This window comes from Segatella oulorum F0390, assembly GCF_000224615.1.
GTDB lineage: Bacteria > Bacteroidota > Bacteroidia > Bacteroidales > Bacteroidaceae > Prevotella > Prevotella oulorum.
The window spans coordinates 215241-240610 of the sequence record NZ_JH114216.1 but is presented as its reverse complement, the minus strand read 5'-3'; the positions used below and the strand labels follow the sequence as shown (position 1 = coordinate 240610).

Here is a 25370-nt window from a genome sequence, read left to right as displayed (position 1 = left end):
GACAACCCCATAGTTAATCAAGAACTCAATGAAGTATTCACCTTGGAGAACAAAGAGCGCAAATCTTTGCAAGGTTATGAACATTTTATTACTTTTGTAAACCGATGGGAAAAGAAATACCCCGTGTTACGCAAATATAAAGCCGAGCGTAATATTGCTTATTTCACCTATATGGACTTCCCTGTAGAAGTACAGAGATGCATTTATACGACGAATTGGATTGAGCGGCTCAACAGAAAGTATAAAAGAACCATCAAGATGAGAGCTGCAATGCCGTCAAGTCAATCGGTTTTATTTCTATTGGCATCTGTTGCAATGGAAGAAACACAGACGACATATCGAAGGAAAGTCTATCAATGGAGATGCTGGAAAAAGAGTGAATAATTTTGAACAAAATGGAAGATATGGGAAATTATGGTTACACACTTTTTAGGACAATACCGATGTAGCCGTACCCTTAACCTTGTTTATCAAGAAGGTCCTGCTGGGTAAATGCACGGGTATAAGCTTCGTTGACAGCACACCACTATGTGTCTGCAAAAACCAAAGAATACATATTCATAAGGTTTTCAAAGGCATAGCTCAAAGAGGAAAATGCTCTATGGGTTGGTTCTTCGGCTTCAAGTTGCATTTGATTTGCAATGAGAAAGGAGAACTTCTCAACTTTATGATAACTCCGGGAGATATTGATGACCGTAAGCCTTTGGAGTACAAAGCATTCATAGATTTTATATATGGTAAGCTATTCGGTGATAAAGGCTACATCGGCAAGAACCTTTTTCAAAGGCTTTTCGTTGACGGAATACAGCTTATTACCAAATTGAAGAGTAACATGAAAGGAGCGTTAATGAGCGTTCAGACAGACTTTTACTCAGAAAAAGAGCCATTATAGAGACGGTGAATGATGAACTTAAGAATATTGCGCAGGTGGAACACTCCAGACATAGATGCTTTGACAATTTCATCGTCAACTTATTAGGGGCAATTGCTGCCTATTGCCTGTTTCCAAAAAAGCCGTGCATCAATGTGCAAAGGACCATTGACACACAGCTTGCATTGTTCTGAATTCGTCGAACTCACGTTAAATACATTCCACACCCTGCTATCCCTGTCATCCACGTTGGCTCCGGTAAGACAGAATGTGATTATCTCACCCGAATCATTGCAAAGCAGGTGAAGTTTGAAGCCATAACACCAGCCCATAGTCCCTTTTCCGTTCTTGGCGAGCCCCGAAAAAACTTTGTTGAAATACCTTCTTACGTTGTGGCATACGGGGATCATTGTGCTGTCAACGAACGTTATCCCCGTACACTTGCCGAAAGCATAGAGCCTCATGAAGAGCATCATTTTGCAGAATACACGAGGCATGAGCTCTATAAAGCGATTATAGGATACCGCATGGGGGAACTCTTTGTGGAAGCAGCCGCGGATACAATTTTGATAATACTCCTTAAAATTGCGATAGGTACCGAAATGATAGCATATAAGAATCGTAGAATCGTCATCACCTCACTTTCGGAAAGCCTTCCTTTACGATTTCTGTAACGTTTCCCATTACCATTATGGGCGGGTAAACGCAGGTTTCTTTTCAGCTCACCATCCAAATTCTTGTCAAACTCATCGATAATACAGAATATTTCTGTAACTTTGTCCTTGGTAATCATCGCTATATTTGTTTTATAAGTTACTGATTCACAACTATAAAGTTACAAAATAATAGCGAGATTACCAACCTTTTTAAGCAATTTTCTTATCCCGAACTCGCGTATTGATAATCAATGAGTTATATTTATGATTTCGCTATCTATATGAGGTTTTGCAGAGGTCTCAAAATAATATCAAAAGGTATTGTTGTGTGTGATTTGATACTTTTAATAGTTTCTTCTACCTCAATTCCCTCATTTAAGAAAGGAATAACGACTGTCGTTTCTTTACAAAAATCCATATTTAATTAATTGTCAAAAATGACATTTTTATTTCAACATAAAGCTTTTCTTCCAAGTTTGTATTTTCATTTTTTTAAAATCAAACACGACGGTTTGTCCCAAAGACTTGAAGAATGGTAAGCCTAATTGCACATCGCAACTGGGATTGTTTGAGGGAGTTACAAGTACCTCTTCTTTTGGAACGATTTTTTGCCTGCCAACTATCAAAGAAGGCGATAGTAAAACAATATTTACAGAATCATTTATTTCGTTTTCCGTTAAAAGTGTATAGCCCTTACCTTTCATCTTGGTGGAGGGAAAATGATATTTTTGGAAGAAATTTTTACTCATATCTATATAATCACCATTGACTAACCTGACCTGACCTATAGCTTTGTTGGTATTTATGCTTATTGGCATATAAAGTTCTGGATGCCGTATTGGAGCAAAGTACATGCGTTCTTCCATATCTGCTTGAGGAAGAGAGTCTATCGGGAAACTGATTCTCTGATTTTTCCAGTCAATAGCTACTCTTTCTAATTGTTTAATAATGGGGAGTCCTATTTGTGGAGTATTGTTTTTTGCGCAAAATTTTCTAATCTTGCGTATCTTTCTTCTTGATAATTTATGTTTAATAAAATAAGGAGTAGGATCCTTTACGTCTACAACAAAAGTGGGGACATGATAGAAATGAACATTTCCGATACGGATTGAATCTAAATATACAATCGGACAACCATGGGCACTATCCTGTCCACAAACGAGTCCTAACTGGTCTGCAACACTATGGGTTATTGTCATAGCAAACTTAGAATATGTTGTCCATAGAGTCTCTATAGGAGTACCATTAATGTCAATTTGTGTTTTAATAAATGGATCTATCTTAAACTTAATTATCTGTTCATCACCCTTACGAATGGCATGTACAGGTGTTATCAATACTTTTTGTTTCAATTGCTTCTCAAGTTCCGAAATTTGTGACATCACAACCGATGTAAATTGCTTATCGTTATAATAAACTAACTGAGAAGGATAATATTCTTCTTTTAACCATACTAAGTGGGATGCCATTTTCTCGTACATACCTTCTTCCAGATAGAGTTTTATTAAAATGGTTGACAGATTTATTACATCTCCCGAGTAGGCTTTCCAGTTATACCTTAGATTATCATCTATCAGGCTAACAGCTAACCCATTTTGGTTGTTAGCAATTGCAGAATAGACCTTACTGCAAAGGATTGTATAGGGAGAAATCGAATCATGATTAGAAAACACCTGACTCATTTCCAAATATCTACCTGCCTTGCAAAGTTCATGGAAACGATTCATTTTGGCTTTATCTTCCTGAGCCTGACATAATAGCGAGCAGATTGCAAGCAGCCCTAATATCATCAATCTTAGAGTCTTTATCAATTTATCTTCCATTTTTTTATTGCTTATCTGTTATTTGTAAGAGTTCTTACTGTATTAGTACAACTGTGATTTAATGCATTTCTCCCATATCTTTACTTTCATCTCCTTGAAATCAAGCACCATCATTTCTCCTAATGTCTTGAAGAATGGATATCCTAATTGTAGATCCCATGTTTTATTACCCTGCATCTTACTACTAATCATGATTTTATCTTTTGCTTTAAACGCTTGGTTACTATAACGCAAAGAGGGGCTAACTAAGTAAATACGAACAGTGTCCTTCACACCTTCAAACGTTAGAGAATAATTGCTATCTTGCTTATCATATTCTATAGGAAATTTATCACTATATGTCTGCTGGATTTTCTGATAAAGATTTATATAACTATCACATCCAGTATCTACAAATCCCATGAGAGGCATCGAGTTTAGTGTCAGAGGAGTTAACAAATTCGGTTTTGATAAATGAGACATAAAAAGTTGTCCTTCTATAGAAGGATGTGGCAACTGTCTTTTGGGAAAGAAAATACACTCTTGTTTCCAATCTATCCCTACCCTCTCCAATCGCTTGATGATAGGTAATCCTATTATCGGAGAATTTAGAGTCTCGTATAGCATAAGAGCTTCCTGAAGTCTTTCATTTGAAGCATGTTGCTTATATAAAGCGGGAATGGGGCTGCTCCCATCCATAACATAAGCAGGAACATGATAGAATGTATAATTTCCAATAATAATTGAATCAACATAGGCGACCGCAAATTTTCCGTTATCTGCAATGATACTATCTTGTCGATAATCTAACCCCAACTGATCTGCATATCGGTGGGGTAGAACTAAAGGGACAGTAACGCCAGTATCCCATGTGAAATACATTTTGGTTTTATTAATATTTAATTGAGTCTTGATTATATGTTGTGTTGTAAATTTAATAGGTTGTGATTCGCCTTTGCATACTACCCGCATCTGTGGTCTTTTACGAGCTTTTTCTAATACATTAAATTCTTCTTCTATATATTTACGAACATTCTTATTATACTCTATATTAAGAAAATATTGTTGCTGTAAAGGAGCATAGGTATTCTTCAACCACTCGTACTCGGTTACAGCATCTTCATACCTCCCTTCTTCAATATACAAATCCACCAGAAGCCTAGAAAGATAAGGCGTATCACCATTATAAGATTTCCAGTTAGCCTTTATATTTTTTTCCAGCAGTTTTATTGCGACATCATTCCGATTATAGCCAATGGCAGAATAGGCAGCATTCATCAATTTTACAGCAGGTAGTATTGAGTCATTTTTATTATAAACCTGACTCATATCCCAATATCTGCCATCTTGCATAAACTTTAAAAACTGATTCAATTTAGTCTCTCCTTGTGATTGGGCAAGGATGGGGTGAAACAATATAATAACAATAGATAATATAAATAGGCGCAAAGTTTCCATTTTCTTAATTTAATATGATTAAAATTTGGTACTACCACCTATAACTATCCTATATATGCTGTCCAACATAATTTCCAAATGATGAGCATTCTTAGGTATTGTCCTAAAAAGTGTGTAACCATAATTTCCCATATCTTCCATTTTGTTCAAAATTATTTACTCTCTTTCCAGCATCTCCATTGATAGACTTTCCTTCGATATGTAGTCTGTGTTTCTTCCATTGCAACAGATGCCAACAGAAACAAAACCGATTGACTTGACGGCATTGCAGCTCTCATCTTAATGGTTCTTTTATACTTTCTGTTGAGCCGCTCAATCCAATTCGTCGTATAAATGCATCTCTGTACTTCTACAGGGAAGTCCATATAGGTGAAATAAGCAATATTACGCTGGGCTTTATATTTGCGTAACACGGGGTATTTCTTTTCCCATCGGTTCACAAAAGTAATAAAATGTTCGTAACCTTGCAAAGATTTGCGCTCTTTGTTCTCCAAAGTGAATACTTCATTGAGTTCTTGATTAACTATGGGTTTGTCTTTATGTGAAACACTGTTTAATGTCTGCCGTTTGACATGGGCAACACAAAATTGGGCTTATATGACAAAAGTGTGTGTGTTTTTATTACTTAATGCAAAGATAATAATTATGTTGAGCTTACACACTTTTTTAGACACTACCTGCTTAAGGTTCTCTTTACCTCATCAATCTGTGTAAACAAACTATTTTAATCAAGGCTATTCTATGGTATTATGCCCAACGTTCAACATGACTAAGCCACTGATTTGCATAGGATTTCTATCCGCATGAAGCCAATCTATTCCACAAAAACAATACGTTGTCAAACAAAGACGCTAAAACCTCATTTGAGGTTCAGTCGTACAATTTTGTTTGACAACGCACCGAAAGAAAAGTCGGTTACAACAGCTCTCTCAAGACATGCACGTTTGAGAGTCGCCCATTCGCTGTAACCCGTTGGGAGAACAAGCCTGACTGCGTTGATTTTCCCACGCGCCGTTACCTCTAATTACCAATCTACAAGATGATTGTTGTTGGAAAGATGGGAGGTAACGGCCTGTTTATTTCGCGTTAATCTCTTTGATTAAGCGGTCGGCATGCCCCCATTTATCCATCATAAAAAGCATATAGCGGATGTCAACACCGATGCAACGCGCTAAGCGATGGTCGAAGTTGATGTCGCTACTGAGGCTATCCCAGTTGCCATCGAAGGCCAACCCCATGAGTTGTCCCTTGCCATTAAAGATGGGAGAACCCGAGTTTCCGCCCGTAATGTCGTTGTTGGTAAGGAAGCAAAGTTGCAACTTCCCCGTGGTTTTGTCTTGATAAGGACCAAACGATTGAGCGCTCAACAGTTGCTGCATGATAGGCTCTGCCTTATAATCGAACACGCCTTTGTCACCACGTTTCATCTTTTCTACAAGGCTTTCTGCCGTGGTATAGTAGTTGGAAATGTGCCCACCGAGGTCATAACCACCCACTTGTCCGTAGGATAAACGCATGGTAAAGTTGGCATCGCTGTAATGAGGTTGATCCTCTTCCATGCGCAGTTTGGCTGCACAAAGATACTGTTCTTGCAGCTCGATGCTGTCGGTTGGTGCGGCCAATTCGCGGTTGATGCGGTTGCGCAAGGCGTTGAGTTCTTGACCATATTGCAAGCCTGCATCCTTGGCAATGTTGGCTTTTGTGAGGTAAACCTTAGCCCCCTTCTTCATCAAGGCCGAGGTGTTCCACAAATAATCGACATATTTTTGGTAGTTACCACCAAATTTTTGGTCGATGGTTTTGTAGAAAGCGGGCAGATATTCGGCAGCGATTTGCGCGCGATAGTTCTTCAACAGCGTGGCTTGCACTTCGCGATCGAGTGCCGCATCCCACGTGTTGCTGTTGTCATCAAAGGTCACATAGGGCGCTTTGGCCGTGCCTTGCCTCTCCTTTTTGAATGCCTTCAGCGCACGGTCACTCAGTTCATTGGTGCGCATAAAGGTTTCGTTGAAGAGCGTTGCCGCGCGACGTGCATTGAAACGCTTGGCATAAAGCGCTTTCAAGGCATTGAAATCGAGCTTCCCTTGCAGGTATTTTGTCGAGTCTTGCCACCGCTGCAACGTCGCTTCATAGTGTGCTTTTTGGTCGATGATACCGATAGAATCAATACATTTGTTCATGCCAATGGAGTTTTTCCAATAGTTAGCACTCTGCGCAAACTTGCTGTCATACTTGATACGCACAGCCTCATCGGCGCGCATATAGCGTGTCATCACCTCCTGTTTCACACCTCTTACCTGCGCTCTTGGGGCGTTAATGGCATCTCTTCTTTCGCGAATGCCATAGCTTGAAAGGTAGCGACTGGTGCTGCCGGGATAGCCCATGGTCATGGCAAAGCTACCCTCTTTGTAGCCTTCTAAGCTCACTTGCGCCCAGTGTTCGGGATGATAGGGCACGTTGTCCTTGCTGTAAGGCGCCGGTTTGTTGTCCTTATTGGCGTAGATTCTGAACACACTGAAGTCGCAAGTTTGACGCGGCCACATCCAGTTATCGGTCTCTCCGCCAAACTTTCCCATCGACTTTGGGATGGTGAACACCAAGCGCACGTCGGGGAAATTGCGATAGGTGGTGGCATAATATTGGTTGCCTTCGTAGAACGCATCAACGTTTACATAGAGTGTAGAGTCTTGCTTTCGTGCCGCTTTTGTGTAGGCATTCTCCAACGAGTCGAGCACACGTGCCTGTGATAGCTTGCTCATCGTGGCAAAACCTGTTTTCATCACCTCAGCCGTGATGTCCTTTTGACTCACCATGAAGTTCACAAAGGTGCGCTCGTTGGGCAGCTCTTCGGCGAAACTCTTGGCCACAAAACCATTCAACAGGTAGTCGTGTTCAACGGTAGAATGCGAGCGAATGGCCTCAAAGCCACAGTGATGGTTGGTGAAAACGAGACCGTCGGGGCTCACAACCACGCCCGAACAATGCCCCGAGAAATCGACAACGCTGTTCTTAATGGCGTCTTTGTTTGCATAGAGGTCGCCGTAGGGCAGTTGAAAGCCCTCGGCTTGCATCTGTTGATACACAGCCTGTGGAAGATTATAGAGCGTCCACATGCCTTCGTCGGCATGCAAAGGAGCTGCTAAAAGCAGCAATGCGGGTAGCAAGTGCCACCATCTTTTTTTCTTCATATCTATGATTTTATTAAATGATTTGTACGATATTGCTGAATAATTTGCGCGATATTGTGCCACAATCTATGCGATATTGCGGCACAATATGGGCCATATTGTCAGCCCTTGGATTTGAATTTATTTTTAATTTTGACGAAACTTTCAGACGAAAAGTTGCGCTTCACGATAATCACCACAAAGCAACCGACGAGCAAAGTGTTGACAGTCAAGGCACCGAGCATCGGCAAACGGGCGTTGCTCAGGCTGATGAGTGCAAACAAAACCGCGGCGATGAGCGTATAGAAAGCAATGTCTTTGAGCGGATAGCGAATGGGATAGTACTTTTGTCCGAACGCATAGCTCAGCAACATGCTCACACCATACGATGCAAATCCCGCCCAAGCGCAAGCCCAATAGCTGAAATAAGGGATGAGCAACAGGTCGACTCCGATGAGAATCACAGCACCGATGCCCGAGAAATAGGCTCCCCAAATGGTTCGATCGATGAGTTTATACCAAAAACTGAGGTTGAAAAAAATGCCAAACATAATCTCGGCGGCCATCACAATCGGCACAATCTGCAGCCCTTCCCAATAGCTTTTGCCCACAATGTAGCGCAGAATGTCCATGTAGGCCATCACAGAGAGGAAGGCCAGCAGGGTGAAAATGATGTAGAATTTCATCGCTTTGGCATAGGTCTCCTTGTTGTCTTTGTCTTTGGTTTTGCCGAAAACAAAGGGTTCATAAGCATATCTAAAGGCCTGAGTGATGATGACCATAATCATGGCTAATTTGATACAGGCACCATAAATGCCCAATTCCATGCGTGCTTCCTGTGCATTGCCGTTGTACATCCATGGGAAGATGATCTGCGAAGCCGTTTGATTCAGCTGTCCGGCTAAGCCCATAATGAGCAGCGGCCAGGTGTAGTTGAGCATGCGTTTGCAGGTGGCTTTGTCGAAAGGAAAGCGGAAACCTTTCAGCTCTTTGCCCAAGAAAAACAGGGTGATGACGCTGCCTGCCAGCTCAATCCAAAACACATAGACCACATGAAGGCTGAAGTTCTCGTCATAAAGCCCAAGGAAATTGATTTTGAAATAGGGAAAGACAACCAAATAAAGCAGCACACCTACGATGTTCACCACGATGCTGATGAGGCGGATACTCACAAACTTCACGGGGCGATGTGCATAGCGCAAATAGGCCAAAGGGATGTTGATAAAGGCATCAATCGCCACACATGCGCCCATAATCATAATGAATTCGGGGTGGTCGGGATAGCCAATGCCGTCGGCAATAGGATGCAGAAACAGCGCCACAAGTGCGATAAAGAGCACCGAAGTGGTGGCCACTAAGCGCAAGGTGGTGGCATAAACCTTCTCGGCATCTTCGCCTTGGCGGTTCATAAAGCGGAAGAAAGTGGTCTCCATACCATAGGTTAGGAGGATGATGAGCAAGGCCACGTAGGCATAAATGTTGGTGATGATGCCATATTGTCCGCCGGCTGCGTTAAACTTTACGGTCTCTATGGGCACCAACAAATAGCCTATGAAGCGGGCAGCAATGCTGCTCAAACCATAAATGGCGGTGTCTTTTGCTAATGATTTTAAATTTGCCATGCGTAAATCTCAATTAATGGAAGGAAGAATTAGGCCGTTTCAAAACATCATGTAGGCAATGCTTATCGCAGCAAGCACACCAACCAAGTCGGCCAACAAGCCGCAAGCCACCGCATGTCGGGTGTATTTGATGTTGATACTGCCGAAATAAACGGCGAGAATATAGAAGGTGGTGTCGGTTGATCCTTGGAAGATGCAACTCAAACGTCCCACAAAACTGTCAGCTCCATAGGTCTTCATGGCTTCCAACATCAGCCCTCTTGCGCCGCTTCCGCTAAGGGGTTTCATGAAAGCGGTGGGCAAAGCATTGACAAAATCGGTGGGCAGTCCGCAGGCATGGATGCACCATGCCAAGCCCGAGAGCAGCATATCCATGGCACCCGAAGCGCGAAATACGCCAATAGCCACAAGAATAGCTACCAAATAAGGAATGATTTTAACGGCCGTAGTGAACCCTTCTTTCGCTCCTTCGATAAAGCTATCGTAGACATTTACACGTTTCACTACGCCTGCAAGAATAAAGATAAGGATGATGGTCAGCAAGATGATGCTGCCCCCTACATTGGCAACTATCTCCATCATCTGCTGATCCATGTGGCTAAAACCCCAGATAACAAAGCCCACAAAGGCAACCATTGCCCCTAAGAACGCCAATAACACGGGTTGAAGGAGGTTGATTTTCTGCCATATAGCCGTGATGATGATGCCTGCAAGTGTGGCGATTGTCGTCGCCAAAAGGATGGGAACAAACACGTCTGTGGGGTTATGTGCCCCGTATGCAGCGCGAAATCCTAAGATAGTTGTGGGGATGATGGTGAGTCCACTGGTGTTCAATACCAAGAACATAATCATGGCATTGGTCGCAGTATCTTTCTTTTCGTTGAGCGTTTGCATCTGCTTCATGGCCTGAAGACCCGTTGGTGTGGCAGCATTGTCGAGTCCAAGCATGTTCGAAGCAATATTCATGAAGATGCTTCCCATGGCGGGATGGTTCTTAGGAATGCCGGGAAAGAGCTTTGAAAACACGGGACTAAGCATGCGAGCCAGCACATTTACCGCGCCAGCCCGTTCGCCAATGCGCATAATTCCCAACCACAAGGATAGAATTCCCGTGAGACCTAACGAAATTTCAAATGCGTTTTTGGAGGAATCAAAGGTAGCTTCTACTATCTTTTGAAAGAGCGTTGCATCGCCCATACATAACCCGATGATTGCAAAAATGAACGCAATCACGAAAAAAGCTACCCAAATATAATTTAAAACCATATCGTCTGCAAAGATAAATGAAATCGACTATATAAGGAAAAAAAACATTAAAAACCTATGCTTTTCGATGCCATTAGCCTGCATGTCAAGTGCCTTTGGCACAAAATAAAGCAACAAAAACATGGCCTTTTCGATGGCTTTTTCTCCTGTTTATCACCCGATAACTTCAAAATAGCCCTTGTTTTCTTTGCCATCTCAGGTGGAATTTCTACCTTTGCAACGAGGCTTCTCTTGTTTTAAACAGCAAAAGCATGCGTGCAACAGCTGGCTAAGAGCCCCATTGTTTTACTGCTTTTTTAGGAAATTCTCATTAAAACATGACATGGAGCAGACCTAAATGGCACATAAAAAGTGCGATAGCACAAGATCATATAGAATGAGTAGACGTTCCTCTAACGATGCACGACATTTGTTTCGAGTGGAAATGAAGAATCGTAAGCGTAGAAAGAAGTTAGCCAATATTTTGTTTTGGATAGCTTTTATCCTATGCCTTTGTGTGTGCATCGTGTGCCTTTACCTTTATTTACATCCCGATTTATAGTTCAATCCCTCCTCTTTTTCGTGTGTCTTCATGTGGGAAAGGAAGTGAAAACGCATTTTCATTACACTGAAACGCATGGTGGTCTCGGTGCAATGAAACGGTTCTTTGTGCCTGTTGGCGTGGGTTATCATCGAGCAGGTCGCGGCTATTGCCTCGTTCTGTTATACACTTGCAGCAGCGAAGGAATGAGAATGCAAAGCGAAAAGAAGATGTAGAGCAGCATGGTTGTGGTGCTTCCGTTGGCCAATTCACGCAGTGAAGCATTCTCATACCCCGGCATAAGAAGGGCTAATAGGTAGACAACCGAATTGTTTACCCAATGAAATGCAATGCCGGGAATGATGCTTCGCGTGCGCACATACAGCCAACCTAAGAGTAACCCCATGAGAAAAGCATGCACGCCTTGTGCAAAATTCAGATGAATGAGACCAAAAAGCAAGGCCGAAATGGTGATTGCTATCCAAGGATTGGCAGCAGAACCTACCGCTAAGAGGCGGCGAAGAATGGCACCTCTGAATACAATTTCTTCTGCAAGTGGAGCAAAGATGCCGATGGCTACATAGCCTAAAGGGTGATGCATCATGCGTGTAAGCATCACTTGTAGTGGGATTGGCAACTCGAACGGCAGCAAATTTTCGAAAGCCATGGTAGGAATAATCGCGCCAAGGGCAATGCATAGCACCCAGAACAACACGCCCCAAGGACGTGATTGCACATAATGTCGGGAGACAGGTGTCCACTTTCGCCAACAAAACAGCACGGCAAGCAGGGCATTACCCACAATGTTTGCTGCTATGGTGAGCGTGAGATCCGTCGCCATGAGTGTTTGTATTTGTGTGAAAGGAAGCCCTTTGTAGAGTAAAAAGCCAATGGCTAGCGCGATAGTTACAACAAGCTGAATCGCAACAAACAACACGATGTAGAGTGCAATGTCGAGCACTAATTTCTTATATGGATTCATATTGGGATTGATTTGCAAAGAAATTGATAATCATTTCACGATCTTTTGTGAGCTGTTTAGCCAATTCTGGCGCATTTCTGAACTTTTTTTCGGTGCGGATACGCTCATAAAAAGCCACGCTTAACGGTTTGTCATACAGGTCATTTGCATAGTTAAAGATGTTGACCTCGATGCTCTTTGCTGTCCCATCAAACGTGGGACGATAGCCGATATTCATCATTCCGTCATGCCAAGTAGTTGAATCGGGGCATTTCACGCGCACAGCATAAACGCCATTAGCTGGCAGAAGCTGCTCTATACTCGCCGGAATAAGGTTGGCAGTAGGGTAACCTATGGCGCGACCTTGCTGGAAACCATGCCCCACTTTCCCGGTAAGGGTGTAAGGATAACCTAAGCATTCATTGGCAAGTGCTGCTTCGCCTTCGTGCAAAAAGCTGCGAATGACCGATGAACTAATCTTGATACCTTTATATATATAGGGCTGGGTGGGCAACACTTCAATTCCTAAATCTTGACCATAACGTGCATAGTCGTCAAAACACTCATTGTTTTTCCGGCCAAAATGGTTGTCATAGCCCATGAGAAGAGCCTTGACCTGTAATTGTTTCTGCAGCACTTGTTGCATGAAATCGTGAGCCGAAAGTTGCGCCATTGTGGCATTAAATGGCAAAACGGCCACGCCATCAATTCCCGTTTCAGCCAGTAATTGCAGCTTTTCATCAAGCGTTGTCAGCAGTTCGGGGATGTAATCGCGTTGCAAAACACGGCGTGGATGTTGGTCAAATGTGATGGCTACTGCCCTTAATTGGCGCTTCTGCGCAGCAAGAACCAACTGCCTGAGCAAGAAACGATGTCCCAAATGCACACCATCAAAGAAGCCTATTGTAGCAACACAAGGAGCACTCGCGCCCCTATTTTTATTCCATAGAATGCAATCCATATTCATTTTTACACTTGCAAACTTACGCAATTTTTCTCATATCAACGTGACTCGAGACACAATATATCTATTTCCATTCCACAGATTTACAGGAAAATGCGCAAAAACATATTTCTTTTATCTTTTTTTTGATGAAAAATTTGGCCATTCAAAAAAAAAAATAGCTTTGCCAACAGTTAATAAAGATTACTAACTATAAACAATTATTGATGAAACCCCAGGAATTACGCATTAGAGGCATAGGGTGTTCGCCATAAAGGAGAACCTTTGAGGCATGCTATTTTATGGGTTGCCAACAAAAAACCGACGATGTCGTGCCACCTTCTAAAAAGAAAAAGGCTTACATCTTTTATTAAATGCTATTCATAAAACAATTTAAATATACTTCTAATATTAAGTCTATGAACAAAGACCCTTTTAAAGTGGTAAGTGCGTTGCTCCTTTTTGCAGGACTCACTCCGTGGAGTTTCCCGCTGATGGCGCAGGCAAGTGTTGCTGAAGTGCATGCACAACAGCAAAGTAATGTATGTAATGGTCTGGTAACCGACCAGCATGGTGAACCCATTATCGGTGCTTCTGTCGTCATAAAAGGTACGACAAAGGGCTCGGTAACAGGTTTAGATGGTGAGTTTAGTATTGCAAATGCTTCAAAAGGTGCCACGATTGTCATCTCTTATATTGGCTATGTGAGCCAAGAAAAAGTGTGGAATGGCAAAGCCATGAAGATTGTTTTAGAGGAGGATTCCAAAGCCTTAGACGAGGTGGTTGTCGTGGGTTATGGTACTACTTCCAAGCGAAAAACAACCTCAGCCATCTCACAAGTGAAGGCAGAAGATATTGCAAAGGTTCCCGTTCCCAACATTACGCAGAGCTTAGCGGGTCGTGCTCCGGGCTTGATTGTCACGCAATCGGGAGGCGGTGTGAATGCGAAAGCCTCGGTTTCTATTCGTGGTGGCGGCACACCTTTGTATGTGATTGACAATGTTATCTGCGAACAACGCGACTTTCAAAACCTCAATCCTGAAGACATTGCACAAATGTCGATTTTGAAAGATGCCTCGGCTACGGCCGTTTATGGTGCACGTGCGGCCAATGGTATTATCATGATTACCACCAAAAGCGGTGAAGCAGGGAAACTAAACATTGATTACAGCTTCAACTATACGATGAGTCAGCCGGCCGATTTGCAGAAAAAGGTTGATGCTTTCACGGCGGCATCATTCGTCAATCGCGGCTTACAATATGATGGAAGAGTGCCACAATACACCGAGCATGACTTGGAATTGTTCCGCAATGGCAGCGATCCTCAAGGACATGCTAACGTGGACTGGCAGAAGGTTACCATGCGGAATGTTGCGCCAGAGATGCGACATAACCTCATTCTTTCAGGTGGAAGTGAAGCCATAAAGATTTATACCGGTTTGGGATATTATCATCAACAATCCATCTATAAGGTAGATTCTCACCACATGAACCGTTATAATTTCCGCACAAATTTGGAAGCAAACCTCAAGAAGATTGGCTTAAAAGTGGATGCGGGAGTAGATGCTTATATCGTGGATTTCAAGGAACCTTCGACGGCAAATGGGCGCGGATATTACACCACTTGGTCGCACATTCAGAACAAAAAGCCGTGGGAACCGGCCTATAATCAATTTGGACAAATCTATGGAGGGACAACAGATAATGCGCTTATTGATATCAGTAATCAGGGTGGTTACTTCAAACAATCGCAGTCATCTGTGCGTGGTCATCTCAATTTAACATGGGCTATACCTTATATTAAAGGTTTGAGTGTAAGGTCGCTATCAAGCTATACGCTTGCCAACGATCGGAATAAGTCGTGGAATAAATCGGCACAAGCCTATGATTGGGACGGCAATCCGTTGACGGCAAACAAGCCCAATCTATCGAAAAATGTGTATGCTCATCAGAACTTCAACCAGCAACTTTTTGCCGATTACACCCATACTTTTAAAGAGTTGCACACCCTTGGGGCTACGCTTGGTATTGAAGCCAGCGGACAAGACTACGACAATTTGGGCGGTTCGCGCAAAGAATATATCTTTGATGTAGACCAAATGAGCGCCGGTCCGGCCGAAACAATGGAAAACTGGTCGTCAGAAGGTGTGGGTTATCGTCGTGCTGCCGTGATTGGTCGTTTGAAATACGACTACGCTTCACGCTATATGGTAGAGGCAAACCTGCGTTATGATGGCAGTGATTTCTTCCCTAAAGGGCAACGTTGGGGTGCTTTCTTCTCGGGATCTGCCGCATGGGCTATCTCAGAAGAGGCTTTTTGGAAGAAGTTTAAGATGGATAAAGTGCTCGAACACTTTAAACTTCGTGCTTCGTATGGTGAGATAGGACAAGACTTTTTAGACTTGAATGGTGACGGATCTGCCGATCGTTTTGCCTACGTTTCATCCTATACGCTCTACACACGCGGTGCCTTTTTGGGTGGGAAATGGCGTCCAACGTTCTATGAAGGTGCATTGATTAGCCCCGATATGACCTGGTATACCACAAAAGATTTCAATATTGGTGTTGACTTTACCAGCTTGAAAGGGCGGTTATCAGGCTCATTAGATTACTTTGCTAAGGTGACAACGGGCTATCTTGCTACACCTTCTAATGTGGGTTACACAGCACCTTTGGGTAAAAACCTGCCCGTTGTAAAATCGAATGGCGAAAGCATTCGTCGCGGATTTGAATTCATTTTGCAATGGAGAGACCATATTGGTGAATTCAATTATGGCATCTCTGGCAACATGACTTATTATGATGACCGATGGAATGTGAACCCCAATGAAGCAGAAACAAATTTGAAAAATCCTTATAAGCGCAGCACACAAGCAGGTGCTTATACGGGTGTTTACTATCGGAACTTAGGTTATTACCAAGATTATCGAGACGTGTTGAACAGTCCTAAGCGTAATGGTTCGACCAATTTGATGGCTGGTGATTTGAAATATTACGACTTTAATGGCGACGGAAAGATTGATGGTGACGACCAAACGCGCATGGGTTCGGGGACAAGTCCTCGTGCAAACTTTGGCTTAAACGCTGATGCAAGTTATAAAGGTTGGTCGTTTAGCATGCTTTGGCAGGGCGCAACCAACTACAATATCTATGTTGACAACATCTTAATGGGCGGCAATAGCAACTATCTTCCTGTGATTTATGATTTCCAAAAAGATATCTGGTCGCCCGAAAATCGCAATGCATTGTATCCCCGTCAGCATGCTTCTCCCGGCTTTAATGGCAGCAACAACTTTGTGGGGACCGATTTTTGGCTTGTCGATGCCTATTATCTTCGTCTCAAGAGCATGTCGATAGGTTATGATTTGAAGCATAAACTGTTGAAGCATGTAGGCTGGATGACGAAGTGTAACCTCTCGCTTAGTGGGTATAATCTGTTGACGTTTAGCCCTGCAAAGAAATGGGGTTTCGATCCAGAGTCGGGCTCTAACGGCAATGGTTATGGCTATCCTATCTCACGCGTTTATACGATTAGCCTCAACATCGGCTTCTAATTATTCATTTATTTTACGACATTGAATTTATGACAAACTATAAATTGATTCTTTCTGCCTTGTTACTTGGTGGATTAAGTCTGCAAAGTTGTAACGACTTTTTAGATACAAAGCCCACTGAAGGCTTTCCCGAAACAACCGTTTGGCAAACACAAAGCACCGTAGATGCTTTTGTTGCAGGCAACTATGCCTATGCTTATTCTCCCTATGAAGCCTTTGCTACCTGGGATAACACATTCAGTAACAACATGATTAACTGCCGTGCTGCTTGCCCAGGTGAGGCACGTGGCTTGATGGAGAACAACTATGGATGGGGTTTAAACACGCGCTTTGATGACATTCGCAGTTGCAATCTCATCATAGAGAAGATGGCTTCATCGTCTATTCCGCAGACTTATCGTGACCAATACACGGCAGAAGCAAAGATGATGCGTGCCATGATTTACTATGATTTGGCACGCAAAGGTGGGCGATTTATTTGGGTTGACCGTGTATTAAAGCCTTCCGACGAGTTTAATCTCCCACTAACGCGCGATATTGTTGAAAGCTATCAGCACGTATTAACCGATATTCGCGAGGCTATTCCTGCGCTTCCTACGCAGGCAGTTAGCGGTCGTTTGACGAAGAATGCCGCCTATGCTTTCCTCTCAGAGGTGTGCCTTACGGCCGCAGCTTATACCAATGATGCTGCCGCTTTGCAGGTGAATGGCAAGAGCTTGTATCAGGAATCGGTTGATGCTGTGGACGCTATTACCAACATATCTCTCGATGCAAACTATGAAAATATGTTCAATGAGAAGGGTGCATACAGCTCACCTGAGATTATTTTAGCGCAGTATTGGAGCAAAGATGTGACCAATGTTTCGCAGACGGACATGATACATTTGCTCCCCAACTTGCTCAATAGTAACCTCAGTATTACGGGATGTGGTCCGCTGTTTCATCGCGCAGACATCTTCGAATGCTGGTTGGATTACACGCCAAGTCAAAACCTTGTTGATGCTTATTTAGTCATAGACCAAGCAACAGGCAAGGCCGTTCGTTGGGATCAGAGCTCACAGTTTGTGAACAACACGCGTCCTTTGTCACGCGCTGAGGCGATAACGAAGATTGAACATAAGGAAGAAGCGGAGTTTAACGGTGGTGCTTTCTTCAAAGCTTTTGAAGTAACAACACCGGGAATGAGCATCAGTGACCTCATGTATCAGCACAGAGACAAACGTTTTGACGCCTCTATCATACACGATGGTTCTGTGTTCTTAGGTGAAAATATCACCACCTATTCTCACGGAAACATGAGCCGTTGGGCCACACAACGCTATGCTGCGAGCCACGTTCCATTGACAAATTACAGCATGCGCAAGTATATTTACACCGAATGGAACCCTCGTCCGTTCTACAATGTGATGACCGATTATCATAAAGTGATTTTCCGTTATGGGCGTTGTCTGCTCAATAAGGCCGAAGCATTGTTGCGTTTAGGAAGAGTTGCCGATGCGGTTACCACCTTCAACCAAACGAGAACGGTGCATGGTGGCTTGCCCGCTTCCACCGCAACCACGCTGGCTGATGCTTGGAAAGACTATAAAACGGAACGCCGTGTGGAACTCTTTTGGGAAGGAGACTGGTATTTTAGCCTGCTTCGTTGGGGCAAATATGGACACGAAGCCAATGATGGTAAGGCACCGGGAAGCGTGATTGACGAACTCACTGCGCCTGCAACGTTTATCGAAATCAAAACCGATCGCACGGCAGCTTACGTGGGTAATGTGCAATTATCCAACGACCAGCGCACGTTTGACACCCGTTCTTATCTCTTCCCCATCACAAAATCTGTGATACAAGCCAATTCAGCCATCAAAGATACCGACCAAAATCCTGGTTGGGAATAATCACATCATTCAAATTTTTAGGATATGAAACAAATAAAATCACACCTTTTCCTTCTTCTGAGTCTATTATTTTGTACCTTTGCGTTGAACGCATGCAGTTGGGAAGACCTCCCTTCTTATGAAGAAGCCAATATCAGTGCCGTGCAATTCTACTATCGTTGGGCCAGCGATGTGAAAGATCCTATCACGCAAGAGCCTATCGTTAAAGAAGTGCGTTTAAACACCACTTCGGTGGTAAATGCCGATGCCGGCACGATAGAAGCTACGGTAACGGTTCCCGCAGCATCGGGCGATTTCACAACAGCCGTGCGCAATCAAGTGTCACAGCACCCGCTTTGGGCACAGGTAACGGTGTCAACGGCTGCACGCATCACGCCAGTTGATGGTGCGGCAGCCTTGGGAACACCCGATGATTGGAGCCAAGAACGTAAGTTTAGTGTGAAAGCTGCCAACGGGAACACCAAGATTTGGAAGATTAAGATTGTTCAGTTCACAAGATAGTTCTTACTTGGTTCTATCTTTAGAAAGTGCAAAAGGGTGGCTGTAACATGCTGATTTTTCTACAAATGGTATGTGAGCCGCCCTACGTTCTTTCTTTAAAGCACAAGCAATCCGTTGCAAACCCTTCGGGCAGATGTAGACAGACAGCATAGAAAAAATTGTTTTATGAAACAGATAAAATTAGGTTTAGGATTATGGTTGTGCCTCTTATCGTATGCCCTACCCACACAAGCAGCACCTCATGACACCTTGTTTGTGGCCGATTATGGCGTGTATCCCGACACACGTGAAGACCAAACGGCGCGTTTGCAACAAGTGATTACCGATGCCAAGCGATGGAAAAGCCGCGTAATTGCATTTCAATCGGGTCGCTATGACCTGTGGCCTACCGAGGCAACGCGCAAGGAATATTATATTTCGAACACGTCTTCGGAGACCGAATGCCCCTCAAAAATAAAAACCATTGGGCTGTTTCTGGAGGACATGGAGGGCTTAACCATTGAAGGAAACGATGCAATGCTCATGTTTCATGGCAAGATGACGATGCTCACTTTGGCACATTGCCGCAACATGCGGTTGCAAAACATTCATTTTGACTTCGAAAGACCAGGCGGTTCTGAACTCACTTATCTCAAAGTTGATGCGCAAGGAGTGACTGCACGCGTGCATCCTGATAGCCGATACATCATTGTTAACGGTCGAATGTCATGGGTAGGTGAAGGCTGGCGCACAAACTATCCGCATTGCATTGAGTACAATCCCGAGACCCATCATTTTGAATATAGCAAAGGGTGGGAAATTCTTTCGCAAGCAAAAGCTACAGAATTGTCGCCAAATGTGGTGCACTTTACCACACAATATGGTAGAGATTTTCAACCAAATCATACGATAACGGTGCGCGATATTATTCGCGACCAAGTGGGAATGTTTTTGTTTGAGAGTCAAAACATCACCATTCGCAACATCGGTGTGCACTATATGAACGGCTTAGGCATTGTAAGTCAGTATTGTCGCAACGTCACTATGCACCAAGTGCAGTGTGCTCCACGCGAAGGGAGCACACGTTTGTTGGCCTCTTCGGCCGACTTTATGCACTTTTCGGGTTGTAGTGGTAAGATAAGCATTGACAGTTGCCGGTTTGTTGGGGCACAAGATGACCCCATTAATGTGCATGGAACGAACCTACGGGCGGTGGAACGTGTGGACGATTACACGCTGCATCTGCGTTTTATGCATCCGCAAAGCTATGGTTTCCAAGCGTTCTTTGCCGGCGACACCTTGGCCTTCGTGCAGGCATCAACCATGCTTCGGTATGCTGAAAATGTGGTGAAAACGGTACGATTGTTGTCGCCGCGCATCATGGAAGTAACGTTTTTGCGCCCCATTCCCAAGACCCTTCAATTACAAAGTGATTGCGTGGAGAACCTCACTTGCACGCCCGAAGTGGAAATTAGCTATTGCTATTTCTCACGAACCAGCACGCGCGGGACCCTTGTCACCACGCCACGACGCGTGATTATCCGCAACAACACCTATGATTATACAGGCATGAGTGCCATACTGATAGAGGGAGATGCCTCGGGATGGTATGAATCTGGCCCGGTGAAAGATGTGCTCATCGAGGACAATCGCTTCGTGGGTTGTGCCTATAACGGACACCCTTCTCATGCCGTGATTGCTTTAAATCCCTCGAATACAGTGGTTGATGCGCGCCATCCCGTGCATCAAAATGTGCGCATCATCAACAATCATTTCGTCACTTTCGGCAATCCTCTGCTCTATGCCAAGAGCACTTCGGACTTAGTTTTTAAGGGGAATAGGGTTGAAGTCAATCCGTCTGCCTCGGAGACCGGCGGCAAATGGTTCATCCTTGATGGATGTAGTGATGTCGTTATCAAAGGCAATCGCTTTCCGGTTCCTTTCACACTTCGCACCATTCAGTTTGCCAACATGAAACCAAGACTTGCAAAATGAGGCAATGTAGGGGCAACCATTGGTGGCTTCACACAGTGCTTATCCCGAAATGTTATTATACATTAAAAGACAGAAAATAAATAAAGGTAGAATACGTAATATGGATTGGTTGGTTGTTTATAACTAAAAGACCGTTCCTTTTAATGGCTTATGAAAAAAAGATTATCATTCATTTGTGCCGCATTTGCACTCTTTAGCTTTGCGGCCTCAGCTGTAACAGCTCAGCAATTGGACAAGAAGTATGCGCCAATTGAAGTAGTAACTCCCGCACGTCCTGCCGGACAACAAGACGTTATAGGCCTCACCGCTCCCAAATTGAAAACCGTTCGCATCGGTGTTATCGGTTTAGGTATGCGTGGCATCGGCGTCATTGAGCGCTGGGTGCACCTGCCCGGTGTCGAAATCAAGGCCATTTGCGACTTGGTTCCTAAGAATATTGAGCGCGCACAAAACGAACTTGTAAAGGGAAAGTTCCCTAAAGCTGCCGTTTATACCGGTAGTGAAGATGCCTGGAAAAAGCTGTGTGAGCGCAAGGATATTGACTTGGTTTACATTGCAACCGATTGGAAACACCATGCACAGATGGGTGTTTACGCAATGGAACACGGTAAACATGCTGCGATAGAAGTGCCTGCTGCCATGACTTTAGATGAGATTTGGCAGCTCATCAACACGTCAGAACGAACCCGTAAGCATTGCATGCAGTTGGAGAATTGCGTGTATGACTTCTTTGAAATGACCACACTCAACATGGCGCAACACGGTTTGTTTGGTGACATTCTGCATGTAGAAGGTTCGTATATCCACAACCTTGAGGAATTTTGGCCTTATTATTATAACAACTGGCGCTTGAATTATAACAACGAATATCGTGGCGATGTGTATGCTACACATGGCTTAGGTCCGGCTTGTCAGTTGCTGAATATCCACCGAGGTGACCGTTTAAAGACACTTGTTGCCATGGATACGAAGGCCGTTACAGGCCCTGAATTGGCGAAGAAATATGGTGTTGACGACCACAGTAAGCCTTTCCAGAACGGCGATCACACGATGACTTTCATTCGAACAGAGAATGGAAAGACCATTCAAATTCAGCATGATGTGATGAATCCTCGCCCCTATAGCCGTATGTATCAGCTCACCGGAACCGATGGTTTCGCGAATAAATATCCTATTGAGCAATATTGTTTCCGCCCCAAACAGCTCAAAAACAGCGAAGTTCCCAACTTAGAGAACTTGAATATGCACGCTGCTGTGCCCGAGAATGTGAAGGAAGCCTTGATGAAACAATATAAGCATCCCATCACAAAGATGTTGGAAGAAGAGGCTAAAAAGGTGGGTGGCCACGGCGGTATGGACTACATCATGGACTATCGCTTGGTTTATTGCTTGCACAATGGTCTGCCTTTGGACATGGATGTCTATGACTTGGCAGAGTGGTGTTGCATGGCTGAACTCACAAGATTGTCGATTGAAAATGGCAATGCGCCTGTAGCTGTGCCCGATTTCACGCGCGGTGGCTGGAAAAAGCTCAATGGTTTCCACCATGCTATGGCCGAATAAATCATTTTATTTAGAATTTAATTTTTCATATAGTATTAGTTTGGACTGCTGATAGCAAGTGCTTTTAAGCTTGCTTCAGCAGTTTTTTAAGTTTAAAATCAGATGAAAGCGATGACGAAAATAGGATGTCCTGTTCGTGTTTCCGCCCTGTTTTTCCTGTTTTTCAGTGTCCTTTCGGGGCATGCCGGCAGTGCTGTCACACAGCGACCACTGCACATTTGGTTTGACACGCCGTGCACATTAAAAGGTAAAGCCGTGTGGTATGGAGGGCGACCAGAGATGTGGAAAGGAGAAAACAAACCCGAATCGGCGGGTGACACGGCCAAAAATCCCGATGAAGAGTGGGAGTCGGCCTCGCTACCCATCGGCAATGGCAGCTTAGGAGCAAACATTTTGGGGTCGATTGCCGCAGAACGTATCACCTTAAATGAAAAGAGTTTGTGGCGCGGAGGCCCCGGAGTGAGTAGCGATGCAAGCTATTATTGGAACGTCAACAAGCATGCTGCGCCTGTGCTTAAGGCCATTCGGGCAGCTTTTTTGGCGGGCGATAAGGCCAAAGCCGACAGCCTAACGCGTAAAAACTTCAACGGTTTGGCAGCCTATGAATCGTATGCTGAGAAGCCTTTCCGCTTTGGAAACTTCACCACCATGGGCGAATTGACCATCGAAACGGGGCTCAACGATGCACAGTTCAGTGACTATCGACGCGAATTGTCGTTAGACTCGGCGCGCACATTGGTGCAATTCGTGCACGATGGTGTGCGTTATGCGCGCACGGCCTTTATCTCTTATCCCGACAACGTAATGGTGTTGCGCTTCAAGGCCAATGCTAAAGGCATGCAAAACCTGTGTTTTCACTATGCACCCAACCCTGTTTCAACGGGCAAGATGCAGGCCGATGGTGCCAATGGGTTGGTGTATCGCGGTGCTTTAGACAGCAATGGCATGCAGTATGTGGTGCGCATTCAGGCGGTAACGCATAGTGGAACGCTCGAAAACTCAGGACAAACGCTGACGATAAAAGGAGCTGATGAGGTGGTTTTCCTCATCACGGCCGACACCGATTACCGCATCAATTTCGATCCTGACTTCCATAATCCCAAGACTTATGTGGGCGTTCAGCCCGAAGTGACTACCGAAAAATGGATGCAACAAGCCGCGGAAAGGGGCTATGCACAGCTGTTTCAGCGCCATTTCAAGGATTATTCGCCTCTCTTTCAGCGGGTGAAGTTGCAACTCAATGCGGCGCAAACGAACGATAAAGATGTGCCTACTGCACAGCGTTTGGCAGCCTATCGCAACGGCGCTACCGATAATTATTTGGAGGAACTCTACTATCAGTTTGGCCGTTATCTGCTCATTGCCAGCTCGCGTCCCGGCAATTTACCGGCCAATCTGCAAGGCCTTTGGCACAATAATGTCGATGGTCCGTGGCGCGTAGACTACCATAATAACATCAATGTGCAAATGAATTATTGGCCCGTGCACACTACAAACCTCAATGAGTGTGCGTTGCCTTTGGTCGACTTTGTGCGCACATTGGTGAAGCCCGGTGCAGTAACTGCGAAGGCTTATTATGGTGCACGCGGCTGGACCACTTCGGTTTCGAGCAACATCTTCGGCTTCACAGCCCCTCTTGCGAGTGAAGATATGTCGTGGAATCTTTGTCCAATGGGTGGTCCTTGGCTTGCTACGCACTTGTGGGAATATTATGATTTCACCCGTGACAAGCGGTTTTTGCGCTCCACACTCTACGACATCATCAAGCAGAGTGCCAACTTTGCGGTGGATTATCTGTGGCATAAGCCCGATGGAACCTATACTGCGGCACCTTCAACTTCGCCCGAACATGGGCCTATTGACGAGGGAGTGACCTTTGTACACGCCGTTATTCGCGAGATTTTGCTTGATGCTATTGCTGCCAGCAAGGTGCTTCAAGTAGACGAAACAGCTCGCAAGCAGTGGCAAATGGTGCTCCTTCATCTGCCACCTTATCGCATAGGACGCTATGGTCAGTTGCAAGAATGGTCGGAAGATATCGACGATCCCAACGACCATCACCGCCATGTGAACCACCTCTTTGGTTTGCATCCCGGCCACACCATTACGCCTTCCACCACACCAGCCTTAGCAAAAGCCGCACGAGTGGTGTTAGAACATCGAGGAGATGGTGCTACAGGTTGGAGCATGGGATGGAAAATTAACCAGTGGGCACGCCTGCACGACGGCAATCATGCTTATCTTTTGGTGCGCAACCTGTTGAAAGATGGCACGCTCAACAACCTTTGGGACACGCATCCTCCCTTCCAAATTGATGGTAATTTTGGTGGCACTGCCGGCATCACCGAGATGTTATTGCAAAGCCATGCCGGCTTCATCGACGTGCTTCCTGCACTGCCTGATAGTTGGAAACAAGGCGAAGTGCGTGGGCTTTGTGCCCGCGGTGGCTTTGAAGTGGGGCTGAAATGGCAGCAGGGCATGTTGCAATCGGTAGTGGTTAAGTCGCTGGCCGGCGAACCTTGCACGCTCAGCTACCACGGAAAAGCGTTGCATTTTGGCACAAAGAAAGGCCAAACCTACAGGCTTTCATGGCAACAAGGCCGGTGGAAACAATAGCCTT

General features: G+C 44.4%; 14 protein-coding genes and 3 pseudogenes. 8 read left to right on the top strand and 9 right to left on the bottom strand.

All coding sequences use genetic code 11. The features are described 5' to 3' along the window. Together HMPREF9431_RS07410 and HMPREF9431_RS07405 are read left to right on the top strand one after the other, a co-directional pair. The coding region (locus HMPREF9431_RS07410; protein ID WP_004380598.1) for an IS256 family transposase at window positions 1-384 on the top strand (384 nt) is incomplete at its 5' end. Between the two features lie 58 nt (window positions 385-442). Continuing rightward, a pseudogene (locus tag HMPREF9431_RS07405) lies at window positions 443-1065 on the top strand (IS982 family transposase); the annotation flags it as partial. An 18-nt stretch (window positions 1066-1083) separates the two neighbouring features. Here HMPREF9431_RS07405 and HMPREF9431_RS12385 read toward each other — a convergent pair. The 9 genes and pseudogenes from HMPREF9431_RS12385 to ribF form a co-directional block, all read right to left on the bottom strand. Further along, a pseudogene (locus tag HMPREF9431_RS12385) lies at window positions 1084-1664 on the bottom strand (transposase); the annotation flags it as partial. Window positions 1665-1973: 309 nt separating this feature from the next. Next, window positions 1974-3350 carry a pepsin/retropepsin-like aspartic protease family protein gene (locus HMPREF9431_RS07395; RefSeq protein WP_004380593.1) on the bottom strand — a complete coding sequence of 459 codons (1377 nt, stop codon included), beginning with the start codon at window positions 3348-3350 and terminating at the stop codon, window positions 1974-1976. A gap of 42 nt (window positions 3351-3392) precedes the next feature. Further along, window positions 3393-4787: a retropepsin-like aspartic protease gene (locus HMPREF9431_RS07390; RefSeq protein WP_004380592.1), complete on the bottom strand. Its 1395-nt coding sequence runs from the start codon at window positions 4785-4787 to the stop codon at window positions 3393-3395. A 152-nt stretch (window positions 4788-4939) separates the two neighbouring features. After that, window positions 4940-5377: pseudogene (locus tag HMPREF9431_RS12380) on the bottom strand (transposase); the annotation flags it as partial. Between the two features lie 486 nt (window positions 5378-5863). Next, on the bottom strand, window positions 5864-7975 hold the full coding sequence (locus HMPREF9431_RS07380; protein ID WP_004380589.1) for a S46 family peptidase: 2112 nt from the start codon (window positions 7973-7975) through the stop codon (window positions 5864-5866). 101 nt (window positions 7976-8076) lie between these two features. Continuing rightward, window positions 8077-9576, bottom strand: coding sequence for an oligosaccharide flippase family protein (locus tag HMPREF9431_RS07375; protein WP_004380588.1), 1500 nt, complete (start codon window positions 9574-9576; stop codon window positions 8077-8079). Between the two features lie 39 nt (window positions 9577-9615). Further along, window positions 9616-10842 (bottom strand): nucleoside recognition domain-containing protein, encoded by a 1227-nt coding sequence (locus HMPREF9431_RS07370; protein WP_004380587.1) that lies wholly within the window; start codon window positions 10840-10842, stop codon window positions 9616-9618. A 686-nt stretch (window positions 10843-11528) separates the two neighbouring features. Beyond that, on the bottom strand, window positions 11529-12344 hold the full coding sequence (locus HMPREF9431_RS07365; protein WP_004380584.1) for a CPBP family intramembrane glutamic endopeptidase: 816 nt from the start codon (window positions 12342-12344) through the stop codon (window positions 11529-11531). Further along, complete coding sequence (gene ribF / locus HMPREF9431_RS07360; RefSeq protein ID WP_004380583.1) at window positions 12331-13284, bottom strand: riboflavin biosynthesis protein RibF; 954 nt, start codon at window positions 13282-13284, stop codon at window positions 12331-12333. The genes HMPREF9431_RS07365 and ribF overlap by 14 nt, the downstream gene beginning before the upstream one ends. A 401-nt stretch (window positions 13285-13685) precedes the next feature. Between ribF and HMPREF9431_RS07355 the strand changes: the two genes are divergently transcribed. The 6 genes from HMPREF9431_RS07355 to HMPREF9431_RS07330 all read left to right on the top strand — a co-directional run bounded on the left by HMPREF9431_RS07355 (window position 13686) and on the right by HMPREF9431_RS07330 (window position 25366). After that, window positions 13686-16820: a SusC/RagA family TonB-linked outer membrane protein gene (locus tag HMPREF9431_RS07355; protein ID WP_004380582.1), complete on the top strand. Its 3135-nt coding sequence runs from the start codon at window positions 13686-13688 to the stop codon at window positions 16818-16820. A gap of 29 nt (window positions 16821-16849) precedes the next feature. Continuing rightward, entirely contained in the window at window positions 16850-18712 is a 1863-nt protein-coding gene (locus tag HMPREF9431_RS07350) for a RagB/SusD family nutrient uptake outer membrane protein (RefSeq protein ID WP_004380581.1), read from the top strand. 24 nt (window positions 18713-18736) lie between these two features. Further along, a complete protein-coding gene (locus HMPREF9431_RS07345; RefSeq protein WP_004380580.1) occupies window positions 18737-19213 on the top strand; it encodes a DUF5018-related domain-containing protein in 477 nt (158 codons plus the stop codon). A gap of 165 nt (window positions 19214-19378) precedes the next feature. Beyond that, window positions 19379-21187, top strand: a complete 1809-nt coding sequence (locus HMPREF9431_RS07340; protein ID WP_004380579.1) for a right-handed parallel beta-helix repeat-containing protein — start codon at window positions 19379-19381, stop codon at window positions 21185-21187. Window positions 21188-21337: 150 nt separating this feature from the next. Then, on the top strand, window positions 21338-22750 hold the full coding sequence (locus HMPREF9431_RS07335; RefSeq protein ID WP_004380578.1) for a Gfo/Idh/MocA family protein: 1413 nt from the start codon (window positions 21338-21340) through the stop codon (window positions 22748-22750). A 111-nt stretch (window positions 22751-22861) separates the two neighbouring features. Next, complete coding sequence (locus HMPREF9431_RS07330; RefSeq protein ID WP_004380577.1) at window positions 22862-25366, top strand: glycoside hydrolase family 95 protein; 2505 nt, start codon at window positions 22862-22864, stop codon at window positions 25364-25366. Window positions 25367-25370 lie beyond the last annotated feature (4 nt).

Bases quoted from the DNA above. Each gene is read 5' to 3' on its own strand.
- HMPREF9431_RS07395 (WP_004380593.1), bottom strand. From the start codon at position 3,350: ATGGAAGATAAATTGATAAAGACTCTAAGATTGATGATATTAGGGCTG.
- HMPREF9431_RS07390 (WP_004380592.1), bottom strand. From the start codon at position 4,787: ATGGAAACTTTGCGCCTATTTATATTATCTATTGTTATTATATTGTTT.
- HMPREF9431_RS07330 (WP_004380577.1), top strand. From the start codon at position 22,862: ATGACGAAAATAGGATGTCCTGTTCGTGTTTCCGCCCTGTTTTTCCTG.
- HMPREF9431_RS07340 (WP_004380579.1), top strand. From the start codon at position 19,379: ATGAAACAGATAAAATTAGGTTTAGGATTATGGTTGTGCCTCTTATCG.
- HMPREF9431_RS07380 (WP_004380589.1), bottom strand. From the start codon at position 7,975: ATGAAGAAAAAAAGATGGTGGCACTTGCTACCCGCATTGCTGCTTTTA.
- HMPREF9431_RS07335 (WP_004380578.1), top strand. From the start codon at position 21,338: ATGAAAAAAAGATTATCATTCATTTGTGCCGCATTTGCACTCTTTAGC.
- HMPREF9431_RS07370 (WP_004380587.1), bottom strand. From the start codon at position 10,842: ATGGTTTTAAATTATATTTGGGTAGCTTTTTTCGTGATTGCGTTCATT.
- ribF (WP_004380583.1), bottom strand. From the start codon at position 13,284: ATGGATTGCATTCTATGGAATAAAAATAGGGGCGCGAGTGCTCCTTGT.
- HMPREF9431_RS07345 (WP_004380580.1), top strand. From the start codon at position 18,737: ATGAAACAAATAAAATCACACCTTTTCCTTCTTCTGAGTCTATTATTT.
- HMPREF9431_RS07355 (WP_004380582.1), top strand. From the start codon at position 13,686: ATGAACAAAGACCCTTTTAAAGTGGTAAGTGCGTTGCTCCTTTTTGCA.
- HMPREF9431_RS07375 (WP_004380588.1), bottom strand. From the start codon at position 9,576: ATGGCAAATTTAAAATCATTAGCAAAAGACACCGCCATTTATGGTTTG.
- HMPREF9431_RS07365 (WP_004380584.1), bottom strand. From the start codon at position 12,344: ATGAATCCATATAAGAAATTAGTGCTCGACATTGCACTCTACATCGTG.
- HMPREF9431_RS07350 (WP_004380581.1), top strand. From the start codon at position 16,850: ATGACAAACTATAAATTGATTCTTTCTGCCTTGTTACTTGGTGGATTA.